At 64.7% G+C, this 12,862-nt stretch carries 12 protein-coding genes; 9 read left to right on the forward strand and 3 right to left on the reverse strand.

What is annotated here, in order from left to right:
* Positions 1–149: 149 nt before the first annotated feature.
* From ssd to QP363_RS09365, 7 genes are all read left to right on the forward strand, one after another.
* A complete protein-coding gene (gene ssd, locus QP363_RS09335) occupies positions 150–1,166 on the forward strand; it encodes a septum site-determining protein Ssd (protein ID WP_284764274.1) in 1,017 nt (338 codons plus the stop codon).
* A gap of 14 nt (positions 1,167–1,180) precedes the next feature.
* Complete coding sequence (locus QP363_RS09340; RefSeq protein WP_246815692.1) at positions 1,181–2,299, forward strand: TadA family conjugal transfer-associated ATPase; 1,119 nt, start codon at positions 1,181–1,183, stop codon at positions 2,297–2,299.
* On the forward strand, positions 2,296–3,045 hold the full coding sequence (locus QP363_RS09345) for a type II secretion system F family protein (protein WP_144657356.1): 750 nt from the start codon (positions 2,296–2,298) through the stop codon (positions 3,043–3,045). The genes QP363_RS09340 and QP363_RS09345 overlap by 4 nt, the downstream gene beginning before the upstream one ends.
* Positions 3,045–3,602 (forward strand): type II secretion system F family protein, encoded by a 558-nt coding sequence (locus QP363_RS09350; protein WP_216382026.1) that lies wholly within the window; start codon positions 3,045–3,047, stop codon positions 3,600–3,602. The genes QP363_RS09345 and QP363_RS09350 overlap by 1 nt, the downstream gene beginning before the upstream one ends.
* A gap of 90 nt (positions 3,603–3,692) precedes the next feature.
* Positions 3,693–3,881, forward strand: coding sequence for a DUF4244 domain-containing protein (locus tag QP363_RS09355; protein ID WP_070444112.1), 189 nt, complete (start codon positions 3,693–3,695; stop codon positions 3,879–3,881).
* Positions 3,881–4,204, forward strand: coding sequence for a hypothetical protein (locus tag QP363_RS09360; RefSeq protein WP_070645699.1), 324 nt, complete (start codon positions 3,881–3,883; stop codon positions 4,202–4,204). The genes QP363_RS09355 and QP363_RS09360 overlap by 1 nt, the downstream gene beginning before the upstream one ends.
* A complete protein-coding gene (locus tag QP363_RS09365) occupies positions 4,201–4,545 on the forward strand; it encodes an Rv3654c family TadE-like protein (RefSeq protein WP_284764277.1) in 345 nt (114 codons plus the stop codon). The genes QP363_RS09360 and QP363_RS09365 overlap by 4 nt, the downstream gene beginning before the upstream one ends.
* On the opposite strand, the gene QP363_RS09370 is transcribed toward QP363_RS09365, so the two are convergent.
* A complete protein-coding gene (locus tag QP363_RS09370) occupies positions 4,542–6,917 on the reverse strand; it encodes a DEAD/DEAH box helicase (protein WP_284764278.1) in 2,376 nt (791 codons plus the stop codon). The two genes, QP363_RS09365 and QP363_RS09370, sit on opposite strands and share 4 nt — an antisense overlap.
* A 91-nt stretch (positions 6,918–7,008) precedes the next feature.
* Here QP363_RS09370 and QP363_RS09375 point away from each other — a divergent pair, with 91 nt between their 5' ends.
* Positions 7,009–7,212 (forward strand): cold-shock protein, encoded by a 204-nt coding sequence (locus QP363_RS09375; protein WP_010189920.1) that lies wholly within the window; start codon positions 7,009–7,011, stop codon positions 7,210–7,212.
* Here QP363_RS09375 and QP363_RS09380 read toward each other — a convergent pair.
* Entirely contained in the window at positions 7,209–7,838 is a 630-nt protein-coding gene (locus tag QP363_RS09380) for a DedA family protein (protein ID WP_070645704.1), read from the reverse strand. The two genes, QP363_RS09375 and QP363_RS09380, sit on opposite strands and share 4 nt — an antisense overlap.
* 165 nt (positions 7,839–8,003) lie before the next feature.
* Between QP363_RS09380 and topA the strand changes: the two genes are divergently transcribed.
* Complete coding sequence (gene topA / locus QP363_RS09385; RefSeq protein ID WP_284764283.1) at positions 8,004–10,934, forward strand: type I DNA topoisomerase; 2,931 nt, start codon at positions 8,004–8,006, stop codon at positions 10,932–10,934.
* Between the two features lie 544 nt (positions 10,935–11,478).
* On the opposite strand, the gene QP363_RS09390 is transcribed toward topA, so the two are convergent.
* Positions 11,479–12,852, reverse strand: coding sequence for a DUF418 domain-containing protein (locus QP363_RS09390; RefSeq protein ID WP_284764285.1), 1,374 nt, complete (start codon positions 12,850–12,852; stop codon positions 11,479–11,481).
* Between the last annotated feature and the right edge of the window lie 10 nt (positions 12,853–12,862).

Consider the following 12,862-nt stretch of genomic DNA (forward strand, 5'->3'; position numbering starts at 1 on the left):
AATCAAGATCACCGCATTATCCCAGGCTGCCCCAGGAATCCGTATCGGTTTATCCACACGAAATGTCCCTTAAGCCAAAACTGCGGAGTTATCCACAGGCGGCTAGGAAGCCCTAGCGCGTGGTAGGTGTGCTCGCGCATGCTTCGGGCATGAGCACGTTTCACCTAGTTATCGCAGTCGGGGATGCCGCACTGCGAGCAGAAGCAGCTTCCGCGGCTGCTGCCAGTACTGCGGAAGTGAGCACCGTCGAGGATCCGCGGGACTTTTCCCGCCACCTGCCGAAGGCGGATGCTGTCTTAGCTGATTCGCTGACGGCCCGTCTCGTGGCGGGGCATCCGCGGGTGTATTTCCTGGCCTTGGATCCGGGGCCGATCGATTATGAGGCCGCACTCTGTTGCCGTGCGACTGCCGCCTTCATCGTGCCAGCCCAATCGAAAGAACTCCTGGGCGCATTAGCTGCGGACGCTACTCCTGAGACCACCGTGTCCACAGGTTTAACCCTGGCGGTGACCGGCTCCGCTGGGGGCTTAGGTACCTCGACCGTGGCGGTGGCGCTGGCCCGCGAGGCAGGCGCGGATCTCCTGGTTGATGCGTGCCCTTATTCCGGCGGCCTCGACTTGCTCACCGGCATTGAGAACAAGCCCGGCGCGCGGTGGCCGGATCTCGCTGCGGGGACCGGTTCGGTTGATGCAGCAGACCTTGTCCGTGCTCTGCCCACCACTCCGGATGGCATCGCGGTTCTCTCAGAGGCGAGGTCTGCCAACGCGGAGGTGGTTGAGATGAGTGCCACCCGGCGCGCGGCCATTATGCAAGCTGCGTGTTTATACCCGGGGACCGTGGTGGTGGATTGCCCGCCGTGGGATATCCCCGACGCGGCGGATCACGTGGTGGTGCTGACCGCCGCTGAGGTGCGGGCGGCCGCCGCCTGCGCGCAGCTGGTGGCAGAGCTTCGCGCCCGGCCGCAGGAGTGCTCCGTCGTCGTGCGCAACCGTCAGTGGGCGGGTCTGGACGCCAGCGATATTGCCACGGTGACTCATGCAGAACCCATCGCTGAGTTGCCGACGATCCGTGGTTTGACCCGCACGGTGGAAACCAGTGGGCTGCCGTGTCAGCTGCCCCGAGCCCTTGTGCGTGCCGCGCGCCAGATGTGGGAGGCCGTGGCATGAACCTGATCGATACGATGCGCACTATCGTGGCCGCCGAGCCGCAGCTGGCCCACGATGCACCGGCCTTGGCGCGGCGCATTCGCCAGGAGGCCGGAGTCATCAGCGATGTCGATGTGCTCGACCTTCTGCAGCGCTTGCGCCACGATTCCGTGGGCTTAGGATTATTGGAACCGGTCCTATCGCTGCCGGGGCTGACCGATGTTGTTGTTAATGGCCCCGATTCCTGTTTCGTCGATTGCGGGCAGGGCCTGCAGCCGCGTGATATCGGCTTTGCCGATGACGCCGAAGTACGCCAGCTTGCTACCCGGCTGGCTGCGGTGGCGGGCGTGCGGCTAGATGATGCGCAACCTTTTGCCGATGGGCGCCTGACCCGCCCCGATGGAACGAGGATCCGACTTCACGCGTTGCTTGCGCCTCCTTCAGCAAGCGGAACTTGCATCAGCCTTCGTGTGTTGCGCCAGGCGCAAACCAGCCTGGAGGAGTTAATAGCCAATGGCAGCATTGATTCCAGCTTGGAGCATGTCTTGCGGGCCGTCGTTGAGTGCCGGGCATCCTTCCTGGTCACTGGTGGGACCGGCTCCGGCAAGACGACGTTGCTCGCTGCCTTGTTGGGGTGCGTGCCCGTCACCGAGCGCTTGCTCATCATCGAGGACACCCCGGAGCTTTCCCCGAATCACCCGCACGTGGTGACCTTGGTATCGCGCCGGGCCAACGCGGAAGGGCGCGGCGAGATTTCTATGTCGCTCCTGCTCCGCCAAGCGCTGCGCATGCGCCCAGACCGCATCGTCGTCGGTGAAATCCGCGGCGCGGAGGTAGTGGAACTGCTTGCCGCGCTCAACACTGGGCACGATGGTGGGGCTGGCACCGTGCATGCCAACTCTGTTGATGAAGTACCCGCCCGCATGGAGGCCCTCGCCGCGCTGGGAGGACTCGACCGCGTGGCGCTGCACTCGCAGCTAGCGGCCGCAGTGCACGTGGTTCTTGGGATGGAGCGTACCCCGCAGGGTCGACGCCTCGCACACCTCGGCGTGCTGGAGGGAAACCCGGTCACGCCTCAGCTGGTGTGGACGGCCGAAGAGGGCCCGCTTCCCGGGTTTGCGCAGCTGTGTTCGCGGTTGGGGGTGGAACCATGATGTGGCTGTTCCTTGCAGCGGCGTGTTTGCTCTCGCAGCCTGCTTCGGTGACGCGGCTGGAATCTCCCAAGCCTCGCTCGCTGGCACCCGCGGCTGTCTTCCTCGGGGTCGGGTGCTGTGTCTTTTTCGGCAGGCCCACTGTTGTGGTGGCGGTGGGCTGCATTGTGGCCTGTGCGCTGTGGTTTGCCAATGACCTGGCAGCCGCCCGGCGCCAGCGCCGCGGTGCTGAGGCACTCGCCTCCTATTTTGGTTCTATTGCCGCTGAGCTGCGGGCGGGCTCGACAACGGCGGGCGCGCTGCGTCGGGGTGCAGATGCCCTTCCTGACTCCACTCCGGAGAGTCTCCGCGACGCGTTGAGCACAGCGGCGGGACTCGCGGCGCAAGGGGGCTCACCCGCGGTGGCCCTCACGGCACCAGAGGTTAAGCGCTATGCAGCGCTACTTACACTGTCCGGGCGCCATGGCGTGGCACTGGCGAGTCTCATTGAGCAGGCCCAAAGCCAGCTGGATACCGCGCGCCGCCACGCCGGTGAGACCGCCGCCTCTTTGCAGGGGCCGCAGGCCACCGCGGTTATCCTGGCGTGCTTGCCGCTGGCGGGCATTCTCATGGGTGGGGCGATGGGTGCGGATTCCCTGGGGTTCCTGTTGGGCGGTGGCTTAGGGGGCATGCTTCTCGACGTCGGCGTGGCACTCGTCTGCGCCGGCTTTGCCTGGTCGCGCCTCATTCTGCGGAAGGCGGCGCAGTGATGGTCTTGACTTATATCTCCACTGCATTAATGGCCGCGGCACTCGCTATCACGGCTGTTGCGCCCTCTGGGCGGATTGCCGAGTCGGGGTCGCGCACGCCGCGCCCGAAGACGCCGCGCGATGGTCCAGCGGCGGACTATAGTGCGCTCGAAGCAGCCAGCGACCTCGAGCTCTTCGCTGCTTGTTTGGAGGCCGGACTCTCCACGCGAAGCGCCGTGGTGGCCGTCGCCGAAGCCTCGTCGCAGTGGTCGGAGGCGGCAGCACTCATTGGGGTAGGGGTTCCCATGAACACTGCGTGGTCGGCGTTGGCCAGCCAGCCGCATTTGGAAGAACTGGTGCGGCTTACGCAGCTGTCTGGTGAATCGGGCGCTGCCATGGCAACTGGGTGCCACCGGTTGGTGGCGCAGCTGCGTGCCGAAGCCTCGGCACAAGCTACCGCGCGGGCGGAGCGCGCTGGTGTGTTCATCGCAGCACCGCTGGCCGTGTGTTTTCTTCCCGCCTTCCTGGTCCTTGGGTTGATACCCGTCCTTATCAGCTTGGGCCAGCAACTCTTCTAAGTCAGCACATACAACCAACCGTTCAACTAACCACTCACCAACTCAGCACACGCAACCTACACAAACACAGGAAAGAAAGATAGGTTAACCATGCAGAAAAAGGTAAACTACCAGTCACTATTAGCTAATGATGATGGGATGTCCACGATTGAATATGCCATGGGCAGTTTAGCCGCGGCAGCCCTCGCCGCGGTGCTCTATGCCGTGGTCAATGGCGGCGAAGTTACCAGCGCCATTACGTCCATCATCACCGACGCCCTGTCCAACTCTCCAGGCTAATGCGCGCGCTTGATGACGCCGGCTCCGTCACCATCGAGGCGGCTCTGTCGCTGTCCGCACTCGTCATCGTTGCGGCGGGAATCGTGGGTGGCATCGCCACGCTGTCGGCCCACCTCGCTGCCGTTGACGCCGCGGGAGCTGCGGCTCGCTCCGCCGCCATCGGCGTGGACTTTCAGCGCGAAGGAGTGACGGTCACCGTGAGCGAAGGCTCCGGCCTTATGACCGCTGAGGCTGCCGTGCCCGCACCCTTGGGAACCATGCGTGCGCAGGCGGTGTTTCCCGCGGAGATGGCAGCCGGTGGGGCCGCAGGGGCGCAGCCATGAGGTGTCGTCAGCGCAGCTGGGCGAGACACCTCGCGGGTGAGGACGGCTATGCCACCGTCGTCACCGCCGGGATCATCGCCGCAGTGACATCGCTGCTCTTGGCAGTCGCGGCGGTCGGATCAGCGGTGGTGGCGCGGCACGAAGCGCAGGTGGCGGCAGACCTCGCCGCCGTGGCCGGCGCGTGGGAGGCGGCTAAGGGCAGGGACGCCTGCACGAAGGCCACAGAGATTGCCGCGCTTAACGGCGCGGAGCTCGGCTCCTGCGTCATCGATGGGAGCGACGTTGAGGTGGCCGCCCAGATGCGCGGGCGCAGCGCCATCGCCCGTGCTGGTCCGGTCTAAGAGGTCATGGTGACCAGTGCGCCGAGGAGAGCTATAGCGCCCGCCTTGTCCAGAGGGTTATTGCCGTTGCCGCACTTGGGGGATTGCACGCATGACGGACACCCGGACTCGCAGGGGCAGGAGCGCACGGCCTCAAAGGTAGCCTTGATCCACTCGGGGAAACGCCGGAAGCCTTCCTCGGCGAAGCCGGCGCCGCCGGGATGGCCGTCGTAAACGAAAACCGTGGGCAAGCCCGTATCGGCGTGTTGGGCGGTGGACACGCCGCCGATATCCCAGCGGTCGCAGGTGGCAATGAGCGGCAGCAGCCCAATGGCGGCGTGTTCGGCCGCATGGAGGGTGCCGGGCGTGCGCCCGGCGGTGACTCCCATCGCTGCGAGTGCCAGCGGATCGATGGTGTAGGCCACCGCCCGGGTCACCAGGCGCTGCTCCGGCAGGTCAAGGGGGATATCCTCGCCCACGGAGCCATCGGGAAGCCGAACCTGGTAGCCGGTGACCTTGTCGGTCACCTCGACCTCCAGGCTGGCCACCCACAGGCCGGGGGCGTAGTTCACCAAGTCATCGGCCTCGCGCAGGATGCGGATATCCGTCGTGGACTTCGGCTGCGTGGTGTAGTCCGGCGTCTTCGGTACGGCGAGGGCTACGCCTGGCTCGGCGGGAGCTGCGCCACCATCGCCTCCGCCGAGGTGAAGTTCCTCGATCACGAAACTTTCACCGCGGTGCAGGTACACCGCGCCGGGATGTACCTGGCTGACCGCGCGGGCTGCATCGATGGTGCCGAGCAGGCGGCCGTCGGAAGAATCGACAATCATGACCTCCTCGCCTGAGCCGCCGCGCAGCGAGACGGCCGTGTGCGCGGTCTCCGGGGTGAGCTCGCTGGAGCCAGCGGGCAGGGGAGCGGCGAACCAGCCCTGCGGGCGCCGGCGCAGCAAGCCCTGCTGGGCTAGGTCATGAACCACGTCTTCGGCGTGGAAGGCGGCCACGTCGGCGTCGCTCAGCGGCTTTTCTACCGCCGCGCAGTACACGTGTCCGCCCAGGATATAAGGGTTAGCGGGGTTGAACACGCTGGCCTCGACCGGCCGGCCCAACAGCGCTTCCGGGTGGTGAACCAGGTAGGTATCCATCGGTTCATCGCGGGCTACCAACACCACCAGAGAGCCCTGCCCGCGGCGGCCCGCGCGTCCTGCCTGTTGCCAAAAGCTGGCGACCGTACCCGGGAACCCAGCGGTGACCACGGCATCCAGCCCGCCGACGTCAATGCCCAGTTCCAAAGCCGAGGTAGTGGCTACGCCGAGCAAGGAACCATCATCCAGTGCCTGCTCCAGCGCGCGGCGGTCCTCGGCCAGATAACCCGCGCGGTAGGCGGCAATCCGGCGCGCAAAATCCGGCCGGCCCAGCCTCCCGGAGAGCTCTTCTGCTGCACGTAGCGCGGTGGTCTCTGCCGCGCGCCGCGAGCGCACAAAGGTCAACGTCCGCGCGCCTTGCGCCACCAGCGCGGCCATCATCCACGCTGCCTTCGTCGTAGCGGCGCGACGCACCGGGGCACCGTTCTGCCCTTCGATGCCTTCCATGAAGCCCGGCTCCCACAGCGCGACCGTCCGCGCACCCGTCGGCGCGCCATCCTCGGTCACCGCGAGCACCTCGCGCCCCGTCAGCCGCGCGGTATGCCGCGCCGGATCCCGCATGGTCGCCGAAGCCGCAATAATGACTGGCCGCGAGCCATAGTGCTCGCACAGCCGCAGCAAACGCCGCACCACCAGCGCCACGTTCGCCCCGAAAACCCCGCGGTAGGCATGCGCCTCATCGATGACGATGAATTTCAAGTGCCTCAGCACCCGCGCCCACCGCTGATGCGCCCCCAGCAGAGAAGAATGAATCATGTCCGGGTTGGAAAAGATGAACCGCGCTTGATCCCGGATGCCGGCGCGCGCTTCGGTGGGGGTGTCGCCGTCGTAGGGGGCGGGGTGGACGTCGCGAAGCACGGCGATATCCTGCGTGAGCTCCAGCACCGCGCGCAGCTGGTCCGAACCCAGCGCCTTCGTCGGCGTGATGTAGAGCGCGCACGCGGTCGAATCCTGCGCCAGGCGGGACAGGATGGGCAAACGGTAGCCCAGCGACTTTCCGGAACTCGTCCCGGTGGACACCACCACGTCGCGCCCCTCCCACGCGGCCTGTGCCACGGCGACCTGGTGGGCATAGAGCTTGGCCACACCCTGCTCCTCCAACGCCGCCCGCAACTCCGGCAGGACCCACTCCGGCCACTCGGCATAGCGCGCTGGCTGGGCGGGCAGGGTGGTGGAGTGCGTTAGCTCGGACTCGGGGAAACGCTCAACAAGGTGCTCGACGAGCTCCTCACCCAGAGGGTTCTCACTCACGCTTGCCTCCACTAATCTGCTGTAGGTGTCCAAACGTGGCACACTGGTGCACTAGTTTGCACTACTTTATTTCCGCAAAGGACAACTCATCATGGCATACGGTACCGTCAAGTTCTTCAACGCCGAAAAAGGCTACGGCTTCATTGAGCAGGAGGACGGCTCCGGCGATATCTTCGTGCACTACACCGAGATCCAAGGAACCGGCTTCCGCACTCTCGAAGATAACCAGCGCGTCTCCTTTGAGATTGGGGAAGACGCTAAGGGCCAGCAGGCCACCAACGTCGAGGTGGTTTAGGGGGATTCGGCATAGCCGCGCCGGGTATCCCACCATTCCAGCAGCTTATTCTGCCCCTTTTGCAGGCCGAAGCCGATGATGACCGCGGCGATGATGGAAATGAGCATGGCTATCGCGGGCGAGCCGGAGAAAGCCACGCCGCCGAGATAACCAATGGCTAGCGCTTGCGCCACCCACAGCAGCACCCCGAAGGTGTCGAAGAAGAAAAACAGCGGCCACGGGTAGCGCATCGAGCCGAGCAGAATCGTCATGAAGAGCCGGGCCGAGGGGATGAAACGCGCAATGATGATCGCCGCGCCGCCGCTGCGCCGAATGTTGCGTTTAACCCACGTTAAGGCATCGTAGGCCTTCGTGCCTTTTTGGGCTCTATTAATAAGGGTAATGAGCCGCGTTCCCAGAAAGAAGCACAAGTTATCCCCCACAATGGCGGCAACCAGCGCGACGAAAAACATGGTGGGAAGGTGGGGAAAACCTTGGGAACCAGACCAAGCGCCAACCATGTTGAGGGGAACCTCTGAAGGCAACACGGGGAAGAAGCAGTCGAGGAAAATCAGCGAACCCACCAGCGGATAAATCCACTGGGTGGCCATGATGACCTCGAACCATGCAGTAATAGACGCAATCACGCTGTCTCCCGGTTGTGTACTGTGAGGCGAATCCTCGGACGGCCAGTATAGACCCCCTGTTGTGTGGACGCGTACTGGCCTGAATAACTAGAGTGAACCTCTATCTGTGTACTCTAGGGGCAATTGCCCAGCAGAGGACTAACCATCGGAAGGGATGAAGTCGAAGTGGCAGAAGCTACCGGCCCGGGGAAGACCCTGGTCATCGTCGAGTCAGCAACCAAGGCGAAGAAGATTCAGCCTTATCTCGGCGATAAGTACATTGTTGAGGCCTCCGTCGGCCACATCCGGGACCTTCCCCGCGGCGCTGCCGACGTCCCCGCTAAGTATAAGAAGGAATCCTGGGCGCGCCTCGGTGTTAACCCGGAGGATAACTTCACCCCGCTGTACGTCATTAGCCAGGACAAGAAGAAGAAGGTCGCTGACCTCAAAGCCAAGCTGAAGGAATGCGACCAGCTTTATCTAGCAACAGACCCCGACCGCGAGGGCGAGGCCATTGCCTGGCACCTGCTCGAGGTGCTCAAGCCCAAGGTGCCGGTGCGCCGCATGGTCTTCAACGAGATCACCAAGTCCGCCATCCTGGAGGCGGCGGAAAATACTCGTGAGCTCGATGAGAACCTCATCGACGCCCAGGAAACCCGCCGCATCCTCGACCGCCTCTACGGCTACGAGGTCTCCCCGGTGCTGTGGAAGAAGGTCATGCCGCGCCTGTCGGCTGGCCGCGTGCAGTCGGTGGCTACCCGCGTCATCGTCGAGCGCGAGCGTGAGCGCATGGCGTTCATCCCTGCTGAGTACTGGGATCTCACGGCAACGCTCAAGTCCACACCGGACTTTGACGCACGCTTGAGCGCCCTTGATGGCAAGCGCGTGGCCGCGGGCCGCGACTTCAACGATAGGGGGCAGCTGAAGAGCGACGAGGTGGTCGTCGTCAAGCAGGCCCAGGCGGAGCAGCTGGCCAGCGCGCTGGAAGGCTCCACCATGACGGTGGCCAGCGTTGAGCACAAGCCTTATTCGCGCAAACCTTCCGCACCGTTTATGACCTCGACGCTGCAGCAAGAGGCAGGCCGCCGCTTGCACTACACCTCGGAGCGCACGATGCGCATTGCGCAGCGTCTTTACGAGAACGGTCACATTACCTATATGCGTACCGACTCGACCTCCCTGTCCAAGCAGGGCCTAGGCGCCGCGCGTGAGGCCGCCACCTCCATCTTCGGTGCGGAGTTTGTTTCGGATGGGCCGCGCACGTATGACCGCAAGGTGAAGAACTCCCAGGAGGCCCACGAGGCCATCCGCCCCGCCGGCGAACGTTTCGCCACCCCGGGCCAGCTGGCCGGGCAGCTCGACGCCGAGGAATACAAGCTCTACGAGCTAATCTGGAAGCGCACCGTGGCCTCCCAGATGGCCGATGCCAAGGGAACCTCGATGAAGGTGACCGCGGCCGTGAGCGCTGGTGGTCACGACGCGGACTTTTCTGCGACCGGCCGCACGATTACCTTCCCGGGCTTCCTCAAGGCCTACGAGGACGTGGCGGCGAAGGGCTCGAAGGAAGAGTCGCGCCTGCCGCACCTCAACGAGGGCGACACGCTGAAGACCGCTGCGGTGACTGCCGACGGCCACTCCACCAACCCGCCGGCGCGCTATACCGAGGCCAGCTTGGTCAAGAAGATGGAAGACCTGGGCATTGGGCGCCCGTCGACGTACGCCTCCATCATCAAGACCATCCAGGACCGCGGCTACGTGCTCTCCCGCGGCAACGCGCTGGTGCCTTCGTGGGTTGCCTTCGCGGTGGTGGGCCTGCTGGTGAATAACTTCACCGAGCTGGTGGACTATGACTTCACCTCCTCCATGGAGGACGAGCTCGATGCCATTGCTGCCGGTTCGGAGAACGGTACGGACTGGCTGAATAACTTCTATTTCGGCAACACGGAGGCCGGCGAGCGCAAGGCCGCATCCATTGCCCGCCACGGCGGCCTGAAGTCCCTGGTGGACATCAACCTGGAGGCTATCGATGCCCGCCAGGTCAACTCGCTGCGTCTTTACACCGACGCCGAAGGTCGCGATGTCTTCGTGCGCGTGGGCCGTTACGGGCCGTATATTGAGCGCGCCGTGGGTACCAACGAGGATGGCACGGTGGAGTACCAGCGCGCTAACCTCTCGGAGACGGTCACCCCGGATGAGCTCAATGAGGCTTTGGCGGAGAAGCTCTTTGCCACCCCGCAGGGCGGGCGCGAGCTGGGCCAGAACCCGGAGAATGGCCGCACCATCGTGGCCAAGGAGGGCCGCTTCGGACCGTACGTGACCGAGCAGGTGCGTGACGACGAGCGCGAGAAGGCCGAGGCCGAAGCCGAGGAGATCGTCAAGGAAGAGCGCGCCGCGGAGGACGCCCAGCGCGCCGCCGAGGGCAAGCGCGCGAAGAACTGGGAGACCAAGACCGCGGCGAAGCAGAAGGAAAAGCGCATTGCTGAGTACGTCGAGGAGAAGCTCAAGCCAGGCACGGCCTCGCTTTTTGCCTCGATGGAGCCGGCCAGCGTCACCCTCGAGGAAGCACTGAAGCTGCTGAGTCTGCCGCGTGAGGTGGGCGTGGACCCCTCGGATGGCGAGGTCATCACCGCGCAGAACGGCCGCTATGGCCCGTACCTAAAGAAGGGCAAGGACTCCCGTTCCTTGGCCAAGGAGGAGCAGATCTTTTCCATCACCTTGGATGAGGCGCGCCGCATCTACGCGGAGCCGAAGCGCCGCGGCCGTGCGGCCGCGCAGCCGCCGATTAAGCAGCTGGGTGATAACGACGTGTCCGGTAAGCCGATGACGGTCAAGGACGGTCGCTTTGGCCCGTACGTCACCGACGGCACGACGAATGCCTCGCTGCGCCGTGGTGACGACCCGGAGCAGCTTACCGACGCCCGCGCCAACGAGCTCCTCTCCGAGCGCCGCGCCAAGGATGCCGCGAACGGTGGTGCGAAGAAGTCGACGAAGAAGAGCACCAAGAAGTCGACCAAGAAATCGACGAAGAAGGCCACGAAGAAGTCGACCAAGAAGGCCACGAAGAAGCCTTCGCCGGGCACCAAGAACGTGGTCAAGGCCGGATCACGTAGGAAGTAGCAGGACATGAAGACCAGCTTCGCCCGCGATATGGTGGCCCGCACCCAGGAAGGCACGGAGGCTCTCCTGCGCGCGGCGGGCCCGGCCTTTACTGGCCGCGATCACTTCACCCTCGGCGCGCTTGCTGCGGGGGAGACTGCTGTCTGGTCACGCCTGTTTAAGTGGCGCACGCTCGGTGTGGCCACGACGGCCGCTGTACCCGTGCTGCTGGCCCTGCGCCCGGACTGCGCACCGGAGACCCGCGTGGGGCTCATCGCCGCATCCCTGGGGCAGGCCGCCAAGCGCGGTGCACCAACGACGTTCGGCGTGACGTGTGTGAGCGCACAATACGCATCCTTCGCGTGGGCGCTGCGCGGCGCGCGCAATGATGCGGTGGGCTGGGGTCTGCGCGCCGGAGCGTGGGCCGCAGGCATTGCGCTCTCGCGCACCCGGAGTGAGCGCCTCGCCACGGCCGTCGCCGGAATCCCGGCGGCCGCTCTCTCCGCGCTAGCCGGTGATGAGAAGCTCCGCGCCGACGAAGCCACGCAAGGACTGAGCCATGGCGCTAACCTGCTTCTGGCCTCTGAGGCGCTGACGGTCCTGAACCCGGCTGAGCAGCGCCAGGATGCGGGCCTGCGTGGCCGAGCCCTGGATGCGGCGCAGTCGGCGGCGCAGACGGTAGGCCTGGTGCTGCTGGTGGATGGGCTGGCGCGGAAGGGCCGGGGTTAGACGCCGCACCTAATTCCGGGCGCATTGTCTTGCCGTAGGATAGGCGGCGGTGCACCCATTCGAAGGGGCCCGGCTTGCCTGCGGCCTCGAGCGCGCAGGCGATGATAAGCGTTGCTAGCCATACCCCGGCGGCCAACGTTGCTTGGCCTGCGGCGCTGAACTCCGGTCCAATGTTGAGGGCGAAGGGGTAGACCAGCGCCAGGAAGAACACGGACTGTAGCGCATAGCCGGTCATGGAACGCTTGCCGAGTGCGATGAGCGGCCACAGGAACCACGGGCGCGCACCACGGCGCTGCAGGGGTTCCAGGGCAAGTGTCGCCGCCGCCACGATGCCCGGCCCGGTGAGCATTCCGATGCAGCTATTTGCTGCGTTGAGGGGATCTGCCAGCGCTGGATCCAGCACCCCAATCGTCGACAAGCCCCAAGGCAGGCCGAGGAAGAGAATGATGGCTACAGCCACCAGTGTCCACGCCCATAGCTCGCGATGATGGCCCCCGGCCAGAGTGCCGCGGCGCGCCCACACGAAGCCCACGAGCATAACCGGCAGGACCATGGCGCCGGTTAGGGGGATGGACATCAGTTGGGCGCCGACCATGATGGCCTGCTCACCCAGCAGCTCCCAATAGGAGTCGGCGGCAGTAAAGCCGCTGAAATCGAAATCTGAAGTATCGATGAATGCGGCCCCAATACCCATTCCGATGCCCGACACAACCAGCAGCGAACAAAGCCCGTAGGCCACGCGCATGAGGAGCTTGTCAGTTAAAGAAAGCAGCAGTGCGATGAGCATGCCCATCGCGCCATAGAGGATCATGATGTCGCCGGAAAAGAGAAAGAGGCAGTGCAAGACGCCGAACAGGGCGAGAAAGCCATAGCGTTTTGCCAGCACGGCTTGTGCGCGGAGAAGCGGGAAGCCGCGCCGCCATAAGCTCATTGCGATAAGCCCCACGCCGAAACCTAAGAGCGTGGAGAACATCGGCAGGCCGCGCACGTGAATGAACATGGCGGCAAAGACCACGTAGATTTTGTCTGCGAGGGAGTCGACGCCGCCGAAATAAGCATCGGGGCCATTGCCGTCGTTCATAATCCACGCGGTGCAGACGTTTGCCAGCGCAATGCCTAGCAGAGCCATGCCGCGGGCGACGTCGGGGACGAGAAGGCGAGGACTCGAATTCTGGCGTGGCGGATGGGGCTGGTGTGGCTGATGGGGCATGGCCCCGAAA

Source organism: Corynebacterium sp. UMB6689 (assembly GCF_030215295.1).
In the GTDB taxonomy this organism is placed as follows: Bacteria; Actinomycetota; Actinomycetes; order Mycobacteriales; family Mycobacteriaceae; genus Corynebacterium; species Corynebacterium aurimucosum.